The 17,751-nt window shown below is 67.8% G+C and carries 13 protein-coding genes; 11 read left to right on the top strand and 2 right to left on the bottom strand.

Translation table 11 applies throughout. The features are described 5' to 3' along the window. Positions 1-153: 153 nt before the first annotated feature. Positions 154-1,152 (bottom strand): Gfo/Idh/MocA family protein, encoded by a 999-nt coding sequence (locus AC1Q6P_RS22465; protein WP_492666074.1) that lies wholly within the window; start codon positions 1,150-1,152, stop codon positions 154-156. Positions 1,153-1,280: 128 nt separating this feature from the next. Here AC1Q6P_RS22465 and AC1Q6P_RS22470 point away from each other — a divergent pair, with 128 nt between their 5' ends. Both AC1Q6P_RS22470 and AC1Q6P_RS22475 read left to right on the top strand, forming a co-directional pair. After that, positions 1,281-2,489, top strand: a complete 1,209-nt coding sequence (locus tag AC1Q6P_RS22470) for a multidrug effflux MFS transporter (RefSeq protein WP_102766225.1) — start codon at positions 1,281-1,283, stop codon at positions 2,487-2,489. 90 nt (positions 2,490-2,579) lie between these two features. Beyond that, the gene (locus tag AC1Q6P_RS22475; RefSeq protein ID WP_492666073.1) at positions 2,580-3,551 is read left to right on the top strand and encodes a carbonic anhydrase; all 972 of its coding nucleotides are present in this window, start codon (positions 2,580-2,582) and stop codon (positions 3,549-3,551) included. 80 nt (positions 3,552-3,631) lie between these two features. Here AC1Q6P_RS22475 and AC1Q6P_RS22480 read toward each other — a convergent pair whose 3' ends face one another. Next, on the bottom strand, positions 3,632-5,974 hold the full coding sequence (locus tag AC1Q6P_RS22480) for an ATP-binding protein (RefSeq protein ID WP_492666072.1): 2,343 nt from the start codon (positions 5,972-5,974) through the stop codon (positions 3,632-3,634). 364 nt (positions 5,975-6,338) lie between these two features. Here AC1Q6P_RS22480 and mraZ point away from each other — a divergent pair, with 364 nt between their 5' ends. The 9 genes from mraZ to murD are packed head-to-tail and all read left to right on the top strand — an operon-like array spanning position 6,339 to position 17,741. After that, positions 6,339-6,767, top strand: coding sequence for a division/cell wall cluster transcriptional repressor MraZ (gene mraZ, locus AC1Q6P_RS22485; RefSeq protein WP_171827783.1), 429 nt, complete (start codon positions 6,339-6,341; stop codon positions 6,765-6,767). Beyond that, positions 6,767-7,771, top strand: a complete 1,005-nt coding sequence (rsmH, locus tag AC1Q6P_RS22490; RefSeq protein ID WP_492666071.1) for a 16S rRNA (cytosine(1402)-N(4))-methyltransferase RsmH — start codon at positions 6,767-6,769, stop codon at positions 7,769-7,771. Before mraZ ends, rsmH begins: the two co-directional genes overlap by 1 nt. Before the next feature lie 4 nt (positions 7,772-7,775). Continuing rightward, a complete protein-coding gene (gene ftsL / locus AC1Q6P_RS22495; RefSeq protein ID WP_102766229.1) occupies positions 7,776-8,093 on the top strand; it encodes a cell division protein FtsL in 318 nt (105 codons plus the stop codon). After that, positions 8,090-9,967: a peptidoglycan D,D-transpeptidase FtsI family protein gene (locus tag AC1Q6P_RS22500; protein ID WP_492666070.1), complete on the top strand. Its 1,878-nt coding sequence runs from the start codon at positions 8,090-8,092 to the stop codon at positions 9,965-9,967. Before ftsL ends, AC1Q6P_RS22500 begins: the two co-directional genes overlap by 4 nt. A 2-nt stretch (positions 9,968-9,969) precedes the next feature. Next, positions 9,970-11,769, top strand: coding sequence for a peptidoglycan D,D-transpeptidase FtsI family protein (locus AC1Q6P_RS22505; RefSeq protein WP_492666069.1), 1,800 nt, complete (start codon positions 9,970-9,972; stop codon positions 11,767-11,769). Between the two features lie 4 nt (positions 11,770-11,773). Next, complete coding sequence (locus AC1Q6P_RS22510; protein WP_492666068.1) at positions 11,774-13,273, top strand: UDP-N-acetylmuramoyl-L-alanyl-D-glutamate--2,6-diaminopimelate ligase; 1,500 nt, start codon at positions 11,774-11,776, stop codon at positions 13,271-13,273. A 14-nt stretch (positions 13,274-13,287) separates the two neighbouring features. Next, positions 13,288-14,691 (top strand): UDP-N-acetylmuramoyl-tripeptide--D-alanyl-D-alanine ligase, encoded by a 1,404-nt coding sequence (locus AC1Q6P_RS22515; RefSeq protein ID WP_492666075.1) that lies wholly within the window; start codon positions 13,288-13,290, stop codon positions 14,689-14,691. A 4-nt stretch (positions 14,692-14,695) separates the two neighbouring features. Further along, entirely contained in the window at positions 14,696-15,874 is a 1,179-nt protein-coding gene (gene mraY, locus AC1Q6P_RS22520) for a phospho-N-acetylmuramoyl-pentapeptide-transferase (protein ID WP_102766233.1), read from the top strand. Between the two features lie 16 nt (positions 15,875-15,890). After that, the gene (murD, locus tag AC1Q6P_RS22525) at positions 15,891-17,741 is read left to right on the top strand and encodes a UDP-N-acetylmuramoyl-L-alanine--D-glutamate ligase (RefSeq protein WP_492666067.1); all 1,851 of its coding nucleotides are present in this window, start codon (positions 15,891-15,893) and stop codon (positions 17,739-17,741) included. Positions 17,742-17,751: the final 10 nt, after the last annotated feature.

The raw sequence follows: 17,751 nt of genomic DNA on the forward strand, positions 1-17,751 counted from the left end.
GCCGCTGAGCCGCGGAGTGAGCAGCGAGGGAAGTCGGCTCTCAGAGCCGACCCGCGAACCATGAGCCCGGCGGCGGGCCGAGCCACCGCAGCGTGAGCGATCAGCGCACGGGACGACCGCAAAGTGCCGCAACCAGCCTGTCGAACCCTGTCCTCAGGCCGGCGCTTGCAGCAGTGCCTCAATGGTTTCCTGAACGGCCAGGCTTTCGGCGAAGCCGGGCAGGCCGTGGCGGCGGCCTTCGATCAGGGCCGCCCATTGATCGAGCTGGTCGAGGCGGCTGCGTTCGCGTTGCAACTCCGGGGCCAAAGCCTCGGCGGAGGTGCTGGTGTCCTGAATGCGGGTGAACCATTCGCCCAGTTCCAGCGTGCCGTGCTCGCCATGCCAGACCATGCGATTGAGGTCGGCTTGTTCGCCGCCGACACGGCCGCGGATGCGCAGGGGCACAGCGCCGATCTCGAGTTCAGCGGTCAGCTGGGTTTCGGCGCCTCGGCCTTCGGTGGGGAAAAACACCTCGCTGCGCAGCAGTCGGGCCGGGCCCAGCACGCGCTGGGCGGCGAAGATGAAGTGCGACAGCACCTCGCGGCTGAAGCCGCCTTCCTCACGCTCGGCCAGCCAGACGCCCGCGGCGGCCTGCCAGGGGCGGGGCCAGGCGGCAAAGGCCAGCTCCAGTTCGATGTGCTGCAAGCGGCCCAGGCTGGGTGCGCTGGCCTCAGCGCCGAAGCGTTGTTGCAGCAAGGCCAGGCCCGGCGAGGAGGCGAGGGCGAAGTTGACCGCCGCGCGCTGGCCCTCGGCCGCGATGCGGGCGATGCAGCGGCGCGCGCCGGGGAAATCCACCGTCAGCGGCTTCTCGCAGAACACGGCCAGGCCGGCGTCGAAGCCCAGTTCGCTCAAGCGCAGATGGGCCGCCGGCGGCGTGGCGATGTAGAGGCTGTGCAAGCCCGGGCTCTGGATCAAGGCCTCGGCGCTGTCGGCAACGCGCAGATGGGGGTAGCGTGCCAGGGTCTGGGCCAGGGCCGCCGGGTTGGCGTCCCAGACCCAGCTGGCGCGCAGGCGGGCGTGGCCTTGCAGCCGCTCCAGCATGCGTTGGCCCATCACGCCCAGGCCGATCACGCCCAGATTCAAAAAGTCTGCCTTGGTGCCGTCCGTGCTCATGGTGTGTGTTCGCTGTGCAAAGCCTTGGAGGCGCGCAGTGTAGGGGCGGCCGCTACACTGGCGGCGCTCCGTTTCACCAGGCATCGTCGCCGCGCGTGTGAACCTCGTCTGAGCCCGCAGCCCCTTCCATGAATCCCGAAGCCAGCCGTTTGTGGCGCGCACCCCGTTGGGCCTTGGCCGTCTTGTTGGCCGGCCTGGGCATGGTGGGCCCGTTTTCCATCGACACCTATCTGCCGGCCTTTGCGGGCATTGCCGCAGCCTTGCAGGCCACGCCGGTGGAGATGCAGCAGACCCTGTCCAGCTACCTGCTGGGCTTTGCGGTGATGAATCTGTTCCACGGCGCCTTGTCCGACAGCTTCGGCCGGCGGCCGGTGGTGCTGGTGGGCATGGCGGTGTTCACGCTGGCCTCGGTCGGTTGTGCCTTGGCTGGCAGCATCGGCCAGCTGGTGTTCTGGCGCACGGTGCAGGGCATGTCGGCCGGGGCCGGCATCGTGGTGTCGCGCGCCATCATCCGCGATATGTTCCCGCCGTCCGAGGCGCAGCGGGTGATGTCGCAGGTGACCATCTTCTTCGGTGTGGCGCCGGCGATCGCGCCCATGGTGGGCGGCTTTCTGTTCGTGCATGCCGACTGGCATTCCATCTTCTGGTTCCTGGTGCTGGTGGGCGTGGCCTTGTTGGTGGCCAACTGGCGCCTGCTGCCCGAAACCCTGCATGAGAAAGACCGCCATCGTTTCCATGTCGGCGAGCTGATGCGTGGCTACCGGCAGCTGGTCATCAACCGCCGCTTCGTGCTGCTGGCCCTGGCCAGCGGCATCCCGTTCAACGGCATGTTTCTCTACGTGCTGGCGGCGCCGGTGTTCGTGGGCGAGCATCTGCAGCTGGCGCCGACGCAGTTCTTCTGGTTCTTCTGTTTTTCCATCGGCGGCATCATGGGCGGCGCGGCGCTGAGCGGCCGCCTGGCCGGGCGCATCCAGCCCAAGCGCCAGATCCGCATCGGCTTCACCATCATGGTGCTGGTGTCGCTGCTCAATGTGACGCTCAACCTGCTGCTGCCTCCCAGCCCCTTCTGGGCCCTGCCGGTGATCTCGACCTTCTCCTTCGGCTGGGCGCTGATGGTGCCGGTGGTGACGCTGATGGTGCTCGATGTCGTGCCCGAGCGGCGCGGCATGGCGTCCTCGCTGCAGGCTTGTATCGGCAGCGCGGCCAACGGCCTGGTGGCCGGCGTGGTCGTGCCCCTGGTCATGCACTCCACGCTCGCGCTGGCCCTGGCCTCGATGGGGCTGATGAGCATCGGCCTGCTGTCCTGGCTGTGGATCAAGGGCGACGTGCCGTCCTGAACCTGGCGCAGCGTCTGCCGGATCTCAAGCCGGCGCGGTTTTGTCCGAAGACATGACGAGCAGGCCCGGTTCTCGGGCCGGGAGTTGCGCATGTCTGAATCCAAGTCTGAACTCATCACCCGGCGGCCACGGCTTCGCCCTCTCATCCTCAGTCTGTCCCTGTTGAGCCTGATGTCGCTGGCGCCGGCCCGGGCGGCCGACGAGTCGCTCGATGTGTTGCGCCAGCGTCTGGCGGAGCGACTGAGCGACAAATCCGAGTCGCCCAAAGGCATGAAAGTGACCAGCAAGGGCGGCGGCGAGGAGGGCGGCAAGAGCACCAAGGCCAAGGGTGGCAAGCCCAGCAAGGCCGAGGCCGGGCATGAGGCCAAGCATGGCGCCGCAGGTGGCCATGTGCACTGGGGTTATGCCGGCGAGGGCTCTCCCGACAAATGGGCCGAGTTGAGCCCCGAGTTCCGCCAATGCGCGGTGGGCACGCGCCAGAGCCCGATCGACATCCGCGAGGGCATTCGCGTCGATCTGGAGAAGATCCAGTTCGAGTACCGCCCCAGCAGCTTTGCCGTGCTGGACAACGGCCACACCATCCAGGTCAACGTGGCGCCGGGCAATGCGTTGCAGGTCATGGGCCGGCGTTTCGAGCTGCTGCAGTTCCACTTCCACCGCCCCAGCGAAGAGCGCATCAACGGCCGCCAGTACGACATGGTGGCCCATCTGGTGCACAAAGATGCTGAAGGCCGGCTGGCCGTGGTGGCCGTGCTGCTGGAGCGCGGTCAGGACCAGGCCTTGGTGCAAACCATCTGGAACAACCTGCCGCTGGAAAAAGGCGAGGCCTTGCCCGCGCCGGGCTTGCTGGACTTGAACCAGCTGCTGCCCGAGAACCGCGCTTACTACACCTATATGGGCTCGCTGACCACGCCGCCCTGTTCGGAGGGCGTGCTCTGGATGGTGATGCGCACGCCGGTGCAGGTCTCGCCCAACCAGATCGCCATCTTCTCGCGCCTCTACCCGATGAATGCCCGGCCCATCCAGGCCGGTTCAGGGCGCCTGATCAAGGAAAGCAACTGAGGGGCCGCGCCCTTTTTTCTGGCTGGGAATGAAGAACGGGGCCGCAAGGCCCCGTTTCTTTGGGTGGCGCAGGCGCTGCGTCAGAGCTCGGTCGGCAGCTGCAGCTGCTGCTGGGCCTGCAGGCGGCGCTGCTCGGCGCGGCGGCTCAGCCAGCTGGCCAGGGTGGCGAAGAGCTGCTCGGCCACCACGGGCTTGGCCACATGGTCGTTCATGCCAGCGTCCAGGCAGCGCTGGCGCTCCTCGGCAAAGGCATTGGCCGTCATGGCCAGAATCGGCACGTCCCGGCCCAGGGGCAGGCCGCGGATGGCACGGGTGGCGTCCAGGCCGTCCATCAGCGGCATCCGCACATCCATGAGGATGAGGGCGTAATCGAACTCGCCGGCCATGCGCAAGGCCTCCTGGCCATCGCCCGCCACATCGACCTGCAGGCCGGCGCTGCCCAGCAGGGCCACGGCCACCTCCTGGTTCACCGCGTTGTCTTCAGCCAGCAGGATGCGCGTGCCGCTGAACTGCTTGAGCTGCTCGCGCGCCGCGGTGCCGCGCGGCGGGCCGGGCAGCACCGGCAGCTCGGCCTCGCTCTTGTCCACCTGCAACGAGAACCAGAAGCGGCTGCCCTGGCCCGGCGCGCTGTGCACCCCCACCTCGCCCTGCATCAGCTCGGCCAGGCGCCGGCAGATCGCCAGGCCCAGGCCGGTGCCGCCGTAGCGGCGGGTGGTGGAGCTGTCGGCCTGCTCGAAATCCTGGAACAGGCGGGCCTGGGCTTCCTCGGCGATGCCGATGCCGCTGTCCTGCACCTCGAAGCGCAGGCGCAGGGCATGGCCCAGGTCTTCCTGCACCCGTGCGCTCAGGCGCACGAAGCCGGCCTCGGTGAACTTGACGGCATTGCCGGCGAAATTCAGCAGCACCCCGGTGATGCGCTGGGCGTCGCCCAGCAGCACCTGGGTGGACAGCAGGTCGTCCAGATCCAGCTGCACGCGCAGCTGCTTCTCGTGGGCCCGCTGGGCCAGCATGCTGGAGATGTTGTCCAGCACCTGGATGACGGTGAACTCGGTGTGCTCCAGCTGCAGCTTGCCGGCCTCGATCTTGGAGAAGTCGAGCACATTGTTGATGACGCTGAGCAGGTGCTCGGCGGCATCGGCCACCTTCTGCAGGCGCTCTTGCTGCTCGGGCTCGGTGGTGTCGCTTTGCACCAGATAGGTCAGGCCGATGATGGCGTTCATCGGCGTGCGGATCTCGTGGCTCATATTGGCCAGGAAGGCGCTCTTGGCCAGGCTGGCCGCCTGCGCCGCGTGGGTGGCCTCGGCCAGCTCGGCGGTGCGGGCCTCGACCAGCTCTTCGAGATGGTGGCGGTAGCGCAGCAGCTCCAGCGCGTCGCGGCGCTGGCGCGAGATGTCGGTCAGGAAGCCGTGCCAGAGCACGCTGCCACCTTCTTCCAGCTGGGCAATCGCGTTGCCGAAGATCCAGCGCTCGCTGCCGTCGCCGAAATGGGTGCGGAACTCCTGCTGCCAGGGCGCCAGGTGGCGGGCCGAGGCCAGCAGCGATTCGCGCACGCTGGCGCGGTCGGCCGGGTCGATCTGGGCGAACCAGGGCTCGGCGTCGTGGCTCAGGGCCGCCGCACTCAGGTGGAAATAGTCCTTCACCGCCTCGCTGACGTAGGCAAAGCTGAAGCGCCCGTCGGTGCCTAGGCGCAGCTGGTAGACCACGCCGGGCACGGTCTCGGCCATGCCGCGCAGGCGTTCGATCAGGGCCCGCTGGGCCTCGAACTGCTGCTGCAGCGCATCGCGCATGTGGCCCAGATGACCGCCCAGCAGGCCGATCTCGTCGGGCCGGCCGGGCTTGAGCTCGGCGCTGAAGCGGCCTTCGGCCAGGTCGTTGGCGAAGTCGCCCAGCTCGCGCAGCGGTCGCATCAGGCGCGAGTTGACCAGGGCCAGGATCAGGGCCAGCGAGACCAGCAGCTGGCCGCCGACGGTGGCGCCGTAAAGCCAGCGCTGGCGGGTGAGGGCGGCGGTGCTGAGGTGGTTGTCGATCTCGATCTGGATGTGGCCGATGCGGGTCAGGCCGCGGAAGATCTCGCGCTCGCCCTTGATGCTCTGCCCCTTCTTGCGCTCGGGGAAGCTCATCTCGATGAAGGGCTGGCCTTGCGAGGCGTCGCTGACGTTGACGCGCACCACATCGGGCGAAGTCATGATGGCCGAGACCACCTCGCGCGCGGCCACCGTGTCCAGGTTCCAGAGCAGCTCGGGCAGGCTGCTGACCAGCACATCGAGCTTGGCGTCCAGTTCACGCTGCTGCGCCGCCTCGGCCACCTGGGGTTCACGCAGGCCGATCAGAAAGCCGCCCACGGCCATGGCTGGCAGCAGCAGACCGATGCTGGCGCCGAGCGCAATCGCGAAAAACAGCGAGCTGGAAGCTTTTCTGCTCAATATGACCTCGTCATGCACTCAGGCGGAGCCGGCGGCCTGTCGGGCGCCTCGAACACTTTCACACGCTTGACTTTGATTTTCGACAAGCGCCTGGGAAGCTGAAGCGCATTTTGGCGGCGGAACGGCTGCGCGCAGCGCCTCGATGTGACTTGCAACAGTTTTTCTTGTTTCCAAGTTCATCTTCCACTTGCAGACAGCTTTGCAAGTCCTTCATTTTGAACGAGTTTTAGATGCGCAAAGTGTCGAGAAGTTGTTTCTAAGTGCTTGATTTCATTGGAATTTTTTGCGATTTGCCTTGACTGGCCGGGGTTCGGTTAGTAAAGTGGGGAAAAGTGCATTTTGGTGGGTCGCCGTGGCGAATTTTGTGTTTCAGGGGGCTTCAGCCTTGGCAATGGATGCCAAGGGGCGTTTGGCCGTCCCGACACGCCACCGCGAGGTGCTGCAGGCCCTGTGCGCCGGGCAGCTGACGGTTACCAAGCATCCGGAAGGTTGCTTGATGGTCTTCCCCCGCCCGGCCTGGGAGGCCTTCCGCGACCGCATCGCCGCCCTGCCCATGTCGGCGGCCGGCTGGAAGCGGGTGTTCCTCGGCAATGCCATGGATGTGGAGATCGACAGCGCCGCCCGCGTGCTGATCTCGCCCGAGCTGCGTGCCGCAGCCGGTTTGCAAAAAGACGTGATGCTGCTCGGCATGGGCAGCCACTTCGAACTCTGGGATGCCGCCACCTACGCCGCGCATGAGGCCAAGGTGATGGAATCCGAACTGCCGGACGCCCTCAAGGACTTCAGCTTCTGATGGACGCCCCACAAGACACCGCAACGCCCCAGTTCTCCCACACCACCGTGCTGCTGCACGAAACGGTGGAGGGTGTGCTCAATGACCCCAATGGCTGCTATGTCGATGGCACCTTCGGCCGCGGCGGCCACTCGCGCCTGCTGCTGTCCAAGCTCGGCGAGCAGGGGTGCCTGATCGGCATCGACCGCGATCTGGAGGCGATTGCCGCGGCCAGCAGCGGCGCCACCGCCATCACCGATGCGCGCTTTCGCATCCTGCATTCGCCGTTTGCTGACATGCGCTCGCAGCTGGCCGGTCTGGGCATCGAGCAGGTGCAGGGCGTGCTGCTGGATCTGGGTGTGTCGAGCCCGCAGATCGACAACCCCGAGCGCGGTTTCAGCTTCCGTTTCAACGGCCCGCTGGACATGCGCATGGACACCACCCGCGGCGAGAGCGCCGCGGATTTCCTGGCCCGCGCCGATGAGCGCCAGATCGCGGAAGTGATACGGAACTATGGGGAAGAACGGTTTGCTGTTCAGATTGCAAAGGCGCTTGTTGCTCGTCGGGAGAGCGAGAGTCCTGTGCGAAGCACCGATGAACTTTCCGAAGTCGTGGCTCGTGCAGTCAAAACCCGCGAAGCGGGCCAGAACCCTGCAACGCGCACATTTCAAGCTCTTCGGATTCACGTCAACGGCGAGCTTGAGGAGCTCGAGCAGGGGCTGAACGCCGCACTGCGCCTGCTCGCCCCGGGCGGCCGCCTGGCCGTGATCAGCTTCCACTCGCTGGAAGACCGCATCGTCAAGACCTTCATCGGCGCGCACAGCAAGGACATCGTCGACCGCCGCGCCCTGTTTGCCGAACCCAAGGCGCTGCCTCTGCGCGCCATTGCCCGCATCAAGCCCAGCGAGGCCGAGGTGGCCGCCAATCCGCGCGCCCGCTCCGCCGTGCTGCGCGTGGCCGAGCGCACCGACGCGCCGCTGCCGGTCGAACACCAGAAGCGGCGCCACCAACGTACGGGCGGCTGATTCCGTGGGGCGGCTGAACTTCATCCTGCTGATCGCTGTGCTGGCCAGCGGCCTGATGCTGGTGCGCAGTGCCTACGAGGCGCGCCGCCTCTTCACGGCCGTTGACCGTGAGCAGGCCGAGGGCCGCCGTCTGGAAGCGGATAGCCAGCGCCTGCAGGCCGAACGCCATGCCCAGGCCACCAACATCCGTGTCGAGAAGGTGGCGCGCGAGCGCCTGCAAATGCGCGGCATCACCCCGGCCGTGAGCCAGCAGGTGGACGATCAGCAAGGGGCTCGCGCCACTGTAGCCGCTGCAGCGGCCAGCACTGGAGCCCGGCCATGAGGAAGTGGTTCGGTGGCGGCGACCGCAGCCAGAGATCGGCGCCTGGTGCCACCCAGCGCCCGCACAAGGCCACATCGGCCAAGTCGGCCAGCCTGCGCCCGCAGAGCGCGCGCGCCGTCAGCTATTCCACCAGCCCCTTGCTGGCTTCCAAGACCCCGCCCTGGCGTTCGCGCTTTCTGGTCGGCCTGGTCGGCCTGGCCTTTTCCGGCTTGCTCGGTCGCGCGCTGTATGTGCAGGTGATCGGCACCGAGTTCTATCAAAAGCAGGGCGAGGCCCGCTTTGTGCACACGGTCGAGCTGCCCGCCAGCCGCGGCCGCATCAACGACCGCAGTGGCCAGGTCCTGGCCGCCAGCGTGGCTGTGCCCTCGATCTGGGCCATCCCCAAGGAAGTCGACGAAGACCCGGCCAAGCGCCGCGCCCTGGCCAAGATCCTGGGCATCAGCCCCGCCGAACTCGAACGCAAGCTGGACCCCAGCACCCGCTTCGTCTGGCTGCGTCGTCAGGCCGAGGATCAGGTGGCCGCCGATATCAAGGCCCTGGGCCTCAAAGGTGTGTTCCAGGACCGCGAGTACAAGCGCAAGTATCCCGAGGGCGAGGCCGCGGCCCATGTGGTCGGCTTCACCAATATCGAAGAGCGCGGCCAGGAAGGCATCGAGCTGGCCTTCCAGAAGGCGCTGCAGGGCAAGGACGGCTCGCGCTCGGTCGTGCGCGACCGCCTGGGCCGGGTCGTGGATGAAGATGTGGGCGAGCGTGTGCCCGCCGCCAACGGCCGCGACATCGATCTGTCCATCGATTCCAAAGTCCAGTTCTTCGCCTACCAGCGCATCCGTGATGCGGTGGCCGAGCACAAGGCCAAGGCCGGCTCCGTGGTGGTGCTGGACGTGCTGACCGGCGAAGTGCTGGCCCTGGCCAACTACCCCAGCTACAACCCCAGCGAGCGCAAGAACCTCAGTGGCGCCCAGCTGCGCAACCGCGCGCTGACCGACATCTTCGAACCCGGTTCCACCATGAAACCCTTCATCGCCGCGCTGGCGCTGGAGACCGGCCGGGTGACGCCGGAGACCACCATCCAGACCGCACCGGGCAGCATCGTCATCACCGGCTCCCGGATCACCGACGCCCACCCGCATGGCGAGCTCTCGGTGGCCGGGGTGATCCAGAAGTCCAGCAACGTCGGCACGGTCAAGATGGCCATGACCATGCAGCCGCGTGAGATGCACGAGATGTTCACGGCCATCGGCCTGGGCCAGCGTCCGCAGATCGATTTCCCCGGCGCCATCACCGGCAAGCTGCGCCCCTACAAGAGCTGGCGCCCGGTCGAGCAGGCCACCATGAGCTATGGCTATGGTCTCTCGGCCTCGCTGCTGCAGCTGGCGCGTGCCTACACCGTGTTCGCGCGTGATGGCGAGGTCATCCCTGTCACCATGCTGCATCAGCCCGGTGGTGAGCCGGTGCGCGGCCTCAAGGTCTTCTCGCCCAAGACCGCCTACGACGTGCGCCAGATGTTGCAGGCCGCCGCCGCCCCGGGCGGCACCGCGCCGCTGGCCATGGCCAGCGGCTACAGCGTGGGCGGCAAGTCCGGCACGGCGCACAAGCAAGAAGGCAAGGGCTATGCCGGCAACAAGTACCGCAGCTGGTTTGTCGGCCTCGCGCCGATCAGCAAGCCCCGCATCATCGTCGCGGTGATGGTGGATGAGCCCAGCAACGGCGTGTACTACGGAGGCGCCGTGGCCGGCCCGGTGTTCAGCCAGGTGGTGTCGCAAAGCCTGCGCCTGCTGGGCGTTCCCACCGATCTGGAAGTCAAGCCGATGATCGTGGCCAGCCAGAGCGCCGGCAAGCCGGCGGCTGCCCAGGCCGTGGAAGAGAGCTTCTGACCATGTGGAAGCGACTGCTCTCGCGCCGCCATCCCCACCGCCCGGCGCCGTCGCTGCGGCGCGGCCTCAGCCATGGCCACAGCCCGGTGCTGAGTACGCGCACGCCGGTCTGGCGCTCGCAGTTCCTGCTGGCCCTGGTTGGCGCCGGTCTGGCCGCCTTGCTGGGCCGGGCACTTTATGTCCAGGTGATCGGCACCGAGTTCTTCCAGAAGCAGGGTGATTCGCGCCTGGTGCGCACCCTGGAGCTGCCGGCCAGCCGCGGCCGCATCCAGGATCGCAGCGGTCAGGTGCTGGCCAGCAGCGTGGCCGTGCCCTCCTTCTGGGCCATCCCGGCCGAGGTCGATGCCAGCCCAGCCCAGCGTCGTGCGCTGGCTCAGGCCCTGAGCCTGAGCGAGGCGGAGTTGAGCGCCAAGCTCGATCCCAGCACGCGCTTCGTCTGGCTGCGCCGCCAGGTGGATGGCGAGACGGCCTCCCGCGTGCAAGCGCTCAAGCTCAAGGGCGTATTTCAGGACCGCGAGTTTCAGCGCCACTATCCCGAGGGCGAAGCTGCTGCGCATGTCGTGGGCTTCACCAATCTGGAAGAGCAGGGTCAGGAGGGCATTGAACTGGCCTTCCAGAAGGATTTGCAAGGCCGCGATGGCCAGCGCTCGGTCATGCGCGACCGCTTCGGCCGCGTGGTTGAAGCGGCGGGCGAAACCGTGCCGGCCCACAACGGCCGCGATGTGGCCCTGTCCATCGATGCCAAGACCCAGTACTTCGCCTACCAGGCCATCCGCAGCGCGGTGGCCGAGAACCAGGCCAAGGCCGGCTCGGTGGTGGTGCTCGATGCGCGCAGCGGCGAGGTTCTGGCCCTGGCCAATTTCCCCAGCTACAACCCCGCCCAGCGCAAGCATCTGAGCGGCGAGCAGCTGCGCAACCGCGCGCTGACCGATGTCTTCGAGCCGGGCTCGGTGATGAAGCCTTTCATCGCTGCCCAGGCCATGGACAGCGGCCGCGTGCGCGCCGACACCGTGATCGCCACCGACGGCGGCCGCATGACCATCACCGGCGCCACCATTCACGATTCCCACCCCAGCGATTCGCTGACCGTGGCCGAGATCATCCAGCGCTCCAGCAATGTCGGCACGGTCAAGATGGCCCTGCAGATGCCGGCCCAGGAGATGCACGGGCTCTACACCAGCCTGGGTCTGGGCCGCCGGCCGCAGATCGACTTCCCCGGGGCTGTCGCCGGCACCTTGCGTCCGGCCCACAAATGGCGGCCGATCGAGCAGGCGACCATGAGCTATGGCTATGGCCTGTCCACCTCGCTGCTGCAGCTGGCGCGCGCCTATACCGTGTTCGCGAACGACGGCGAGATCATCCCGCTGCGCATGACCAAGCTCTCGGATGGCGAGGCCGTGCAGGGCCAGCGCATCTTCAGCCCCGGCACCACTCGCCAGGTGCGCGCCATGCTGCAGACCGTGACCGAGCAGGGCGGCACCTCGCTGAAGGCGCGCAGCGAGGGCTACAGCGTCGGCGGCAAATCGGGCACGGCCTACAAGCAAGAAGGCCGTGGCTACAACAAGAACAAGTTCCGCGCCTGGTTCGTCGGCCTGGCGCCGATCGATCAGCCGCGTTTGATTGTTGCGGTGATGGTGGATGAGCCCACCGGCCGTTTCCACGACGGCGGCAAGGTGGCCGGCCCCGTGTTCAGCCAGGTGGTGGGCAAGAGCCTGCAACTGCTGGGCGTGCCGCCGGATCTGGCCGTCAGCTCCCAAATTCTGGCCACGCGACCCGCGCCGGCCCTGGACGAGATTCTCTGAAGCCATGTTGACACGACTCAAGTCTCCCGAAGCGGCCGCCCGCTGGTTGCAGGAATGGACCACCGGCGCCCTGCGCACCGACAGCCGCCAGGTGCAGGCCGGTGATGCCTTCATCGCCTGGCCCGGCTATGCCCGTGACGGCCGCGGCTTTGTGGCCGGCGCGTTGGCGGCCGGTGCCGCCACCTGCCTGGTCGAGGACGACGGCGTGGAGGCCCATGGCTTTGTCGACGCCCGCGTGGCCTCGCTCCCCGGGCTCAAGGCCCGCACCGGCCTGATCGCCGCGGCCTATTACGGCGAGCCCTCCCGGCAGTTGGCCGTGATCGCCAGCACCGGCACCAATGGCAAGACCAGCACCGCCTGGTGGACCGCGCAGGCCCTGAGCCTGCTGGGCCAGCGCTGCGGCGTGGTCGGCACCCTGGGCGTGGGCGAACCGCCCATCCCGGGCCGCGAGCTGCCAAGCCAGATCGACTACACCGGCCTGACCACCCCCGACCCGGTGCTGCTGCAGGCCGCCTTCCGGCGCATGCAGGATGAGGGTTATGGGGCTTGCGCCATTGAGGCCTCCAGCATCGGCCTGAAAGAACACCGCCTGGACGGCACGCAGATCCGCGTCGCCCTGTTCACCAATTTCACGCAGGACCACCTCGACTACCACGGCAGCATGGAGGCCTACTGGGCCGCCAAGCGCGAGCTCTTCGATCGACCGGGTCTGCAGGCTGCGGTGGTGAATCTCGACGATGCCAAGGGTGTCGAACTGGCTGCGGCCTTGCAGGGCAGCCTCGATGTCTGGACCTATGGTCTGAACCGCGAGGCACGCCTCAGCGCCATCGATCTGCATTACCGTGCCGGCGGCCTGGCGTTCACGCTCAAGGAAGCGGATCAGACGGTGCTGGTGGAAACCGGCCTGATCGGCGAATACAACGTCTCCAACCTCCTGGCCGTGATCGGTGGCCTGCGTGCCCTGGGCCATGGCCTGGCCGAGGTGGCCGCCGTGGCCGGCCTCGTCACCCCCGTGCCGGGCCGCATGCAACGGGTTGGCAACGGCCTGGAGCTGCCCCAGCTGGTGGTGGACTACGCCCACACACCCGATGCCCTGGACAAGGCACTCGGCGCCCTGGCCCCGCTGGCCCAGGCGCGCGGCGGCAAGCTGGTCTGCGTCTTCGGCTGCGGCGGTGACCGCGATCGCAGCAAGCGCCCGGCCATGGGTGCCATCGCGGCCCGCCTGGCCGACCGCGTCATCGTCACCAGCGACAACCCGCGCAGCGAAGCGCCGCAGCAGATCCTGGCCGATATTGAAGCCGGCCTGCCGGCCGGTGCCGGCCACCTCAGCGTGGTGGACCGCCGCGAAGCGATCGCCGAAGCCGTGCTGCAAGCGGGCCCGCGCGACGTCATCCTGGTGGCTGGCAAGGGCCATGAGGACTACCAGGAAATTGAGGGTCAGCGTCACCCCTTTTCCGATGTGGACGAAGCGCGCGCCGCCCTGATCCGGAGGGCCGGTCTGTGAGCGCCCAAGCCTTGATGACCCTCGGCCAGGCCCATGCTTTGTTGCTGCCGCTGCTGCCCACGGCGCGCTTGATCGGCTCGCCCGACACCGCCATCCAGCGCGTGCACAGCGACACGCGCAGCCTGGCGGCCGGTGATCTGTTTGTCACCCTGCGCGGCGAGCGCTTCGATGCGCATGACTTCCTGCCCCAGGCCGCTGCAGCCGGCGCGGTGGCGGCCCTGGCCGAGCGCGGCCTGGCCGAAGCCGGCCTGGCCGGCATCGAGGTGCCGGACAGCAAGCAGGCGCTCGGCCTGCTGGCCCAGGCCTGGCGTGCCCAGGTGCAGCTGCCCCTGATTGCCGTCACTGGCAGCAATGGCAAGACCACGGTCACCCAGATGATCGCCAGCATCCTGCGCGCCTGGCATGGCAGCAACTGCCTGGCGACCGAAGGCAATTACAACAACGACATCGGCGTGCCCCTGACCCTGCTGCGCCTGCGCCAGGACGAGGCGCTGTGGCAGCGCGCGGCCGTGGTGGAGCTGGGCATGAACCACCCCGGCGAGATCGCACCGCTGGCCGCCTTCGCCCGGCCCACCGTCGCCCTGGTCAACAACGCCCAGCGCGAGCACCAGGAATTCATGCAGACGGTGGAGGCCGCGGCGCGCGAGAACGGCGCCGTGATCGAGGCCCTGGGGGCTACCGGCGTGGCCGTGTTCCCGGCTGAGGATGCCTGCGCACCGATCTGGCTGGAGCTGGCGGGCAGCCGCCCGCATCTGAGCTTTGCCCTCCAGGGCGAGGCCGATGTCACCGGCAGCGCCCGCTGGGTGGACAGCGGCCACTGGGCCCTGGAGCTGCACACGCCGGCCGGCGTGGCGCCGGTGGCCCTGGCCGTGGCGGGTTTGCATAACGTGCGAAATGCACTGGCTGCGGCGGCCTGCGCCCTGGCCGCCGGCGCGCCGCTGGCGGTGATCGCCCGCGGCCTGGAAGACTTTCGCCCGGTCAAGGGTCGCTCGCAGCTCAAGAGCTTCGAACGCGCCGGTCAGCGCATCACCCTGATCGACGACAGCTACAACGCCAACCCCGACAGTGTGCGCGCCGCCATTGAGGTGCTGGCCGAGCTGCCCGGTGAGTCCTGGCTGCTCCTGGGCGATATGGGCGAGGTCGGCGACCAAGGCCCGGCCTTCCACCGCGAGGTGGGGGCTTATGCCGCCGAGCGCGGCCTGGCAGCGCTGTGGACCGCCGGCTCGGCCGCGGCCGATGCCGCCGCGGCTTATGGCCCAGGCGCGCGCGCCTTTGCCACTGTGGCGGACTTGCTGGCGGCGCTGGCCGAGTCCACGCCGACGGTGCAAAACATTTTGATCAAGGGATCTCGCTTCATGCGTATGGAACAAGTGGTCGCTGCCCTGCTGCAGACGGTCGACACGAAAGCGGGGGCCTGAAGACATGCTGCTGACCCTGGCTCAATGGCTGCAAGGCCTTTACCCGGATCTGGGCTTTTTGCGCCTGTTCCAGTACATCACCTTCCGCGCCGTGATGGCCGCCATGACGGCGCTGCTGATCGGCCTGGCCTTCGGCCCCTGGGTGATCCGCCGCCTGACCGAGATGAAGATCGGCCAGCCCATCCGCGAGTACGGCATCCAGCAGCATCTGGCCAAGAATGGCACGCCCACCATGGGCGGCGTGCTGATCCTGATCGGCATCGGCGTCTCGACCCTGCTGTGGTTCGACTGGAGCAACCGCTTTGTCTGGGTGGTGATGCTGGTGACCATGGGCTTTGGCGCCGTGGGCTGGGTCGATGACTGGCGCAAGGTGGTGGACAAGAACCCCGAGGGAATGCGCAGCCGCGAGAAATTCTTTTGGCAATCGCTGATCGGCCTGGTGGCCGCGCTTTACCTGGCCTTCAGCGTGTCCGAGACCTCCTTCCTGGGCGTGGTGCAGCTGTTCTTCCGCTGGATCAGCAGCGGCTTCTCGACCGATCTGCCGCCCAAGGCCGACTTGATCGTGCCCTTTTTCAAGACGGTCAGCTACCCGCTGGGCGTGTTCGGCTTCATCGCGCTGTCCTTCTTCGTCATCGTCGGCTGCAGCAATGCGGTCAACTTCACCGATGGGCTGGACGGCCTGGCCATCATGCCGGTGGTGCTGGTGGGCTCGGCCCTGGGCCTCTTCGCCTACCTGACCGGCTCCTCGGTGTTCTCCAAGTACCTGCTGCTGCCCTACATCCCGGGCGCGGGCGAGCTGCTGATTTTTTGCGCGGCCATGGCGGGGGCAGGTCTTGCCTTCCTCTGGTTCAACGCCTACCCGGCCCAGGTCTTCATGGGTGATGTGGGCGCACTGTCCCTGGGCGGGGCGCTGGGCACCCTGGCCGTGATCACGCGCCAGGAAATCGTGCTGGGCATCATGGGCGGTGTGTTCGTGGCCGAGGTGCTCTCGGTCATGTTGCAAGTGAGCTGGTTCAAGTACACCAAGAAGAAATACGGCGAGGGCCGGCGCATCTTCAAGATGGCGCCACTGCACCACCACTTCGAGAAGACCGGCTGGAAGGAAACGCAGGTGGTCGTGCGTTTCTGGATCATCACCATGCTGCTGTGCCTGGTCGGCCTGGCCAGCCTGAAGCTGCGTTGAAGCGGGCGAGGCGAGCATGAAGCATCTTCAAGGCCTGCGCGTGCTGATCCTGGGTCTCGGTGACTCGGGTCTGGCCATGGCCGCCTGGGTGGCGCGCCATGGTGCGGAGCGCATTGCGGTGTGGGACTCGCGCCCGCAGCCGCCGCAGGCTGCGGCCCTGGCCGAGCAGGTTCCGGCCGCCCGTTTCTTCAGCGGTGAGCTGTCGGCCGACGAGCTGATCGGCGTGCAGCTGGTGCTCAAGAGCCCGGGCCTGTCGCCCCTGGATGCCCGCCTGCAGCCGCTGCTGAACCAGGCGCGCCAGACCGGCGTGCCGGTGCAGGGCGAGCTGGACCTGTTCGCCCGCGCCCTGGCCGATCTCAAGTCCGAGCGCGGCTATGCGCCGGCCGTGCTGGCCATCACCGGCACCAATGGCAAGACCACCACCACCTGCATGACGGCTTTGCTGGCCGAACGTGCCGGCAAGCGCGTGGCCGTGGCCGGCAATATCGGCCCCAGCATGCTGACGACCCTGGGCGCGGCCCTGGATCTGGAGCCGGCGCCGGTGCTGCCGGAAGAGGTTCCGCAGGAGCTTGCTGCTGAAGCCGGGGTGCCCAATCCGGTGGCCGATGAAGCTGTGGCATCTGAAGCTTCACCTGAAGCTGCAACAGAAGCAGAGGCAGCCCCGGCCGAGCTGGCTGTCGAGCCCGCTGCAGAGTCTGACGCAGCTGAGCCCGTGCCGGCCGACGCAAGGCCTGCTGTTGCAAGCGCAGAAGCCGCCGAGGCGCTCAGCACCCTGGACATGGTCGAAGCCCTGCTCGACGAGGCGCCCCTGCCCATCAAGCCGCCGCCGCCCAAGGGCCCGGTCTTCGAGCACCTGCCCGAGGTCTGGGTGCTGGAGTTGTCCAGCTTCCAGCTCGATGGCGTGCAGGGCTTCGAGCCCACGGCCGGCGCGGTGCTCAACCTCACCCAAGATCACCTCGACTGGCATGGCGATATGGCCGCCTACACCCGGGCCAAGGCCTTTGTCTTCGGCCAGAACGGGCTGATGGTCATCAACCGCGACGATCCGGTGGTCGAAGGCCTGGTGCCGGCCGCCGTGATGGTCAAGCAAGGCCGCGGCCGCGCCGCCAAATCGGTGCAGCGCGCCGTGACCCGCTTCGGCCTCGACGCGCCGGACCGCCCGGGCGACTTCGGCCTGGTGGAAGAGGGCGGCATGGCCTGGTTGGTGCGCGCCCGCGAACAAGACGAAACCCTCAAGCGCCGCAAGGACGAGGAAGAGGAAATCGTGCTGCAGCGCCTGATGCCCGCCGACGCCCTGCGTGTGCGCGGTCGCCATAACGCTGCCAATGCACTGGCCGCCCTGGCCCTGGCCAGCGCCGCCGGCTGCGCGCTGGCGCCCATGTTGCACGGCTTGCGCGAGTACCGCGGCGAACCGCACCGCGTTGAGCATGTCACCACCATCAACGGTGTGGATTTCTACGACGATTCCAAGGGCACCAATGTCGGCGCCACCGTGGCCGCCATCACCGGCCTGGGAGCCGACCGTGCGCCGGCCAAGCTGGTCTTGATCCTCGGTGGCGACGGCAAGGGCCAGGATTTCAGCCCTCTGGCCGCCGGCGTGGCCCGCCATGCCCGCGCCGTGGCCCTGATCGGCCGCGATGGCCCGCAGATCGCTGCCGCCCTGGCCGATTGCGGCGTGCCTCTGCAAGCGCATGAAAGCTTGGAAGCCGCCACGGCCTGGTGCCAGGCGCAAGCGCAAAGCGGCGACAGCGTGCTGCTGAGTCCGGCCTGCGCCAGCCTGGACATGTTCCGCAACTACGCCCACCGCGCCGAGGTCTTTGTGGCCGCCGTGCAGCAGCTGGCCGAAGACCGGGGCTTGAGCCTGTGAGCCTCTCCGC

The sequence above is a fragment of the Roseateles sp. GW835-FHT13E02 genome, assembly GCF_058794035.1.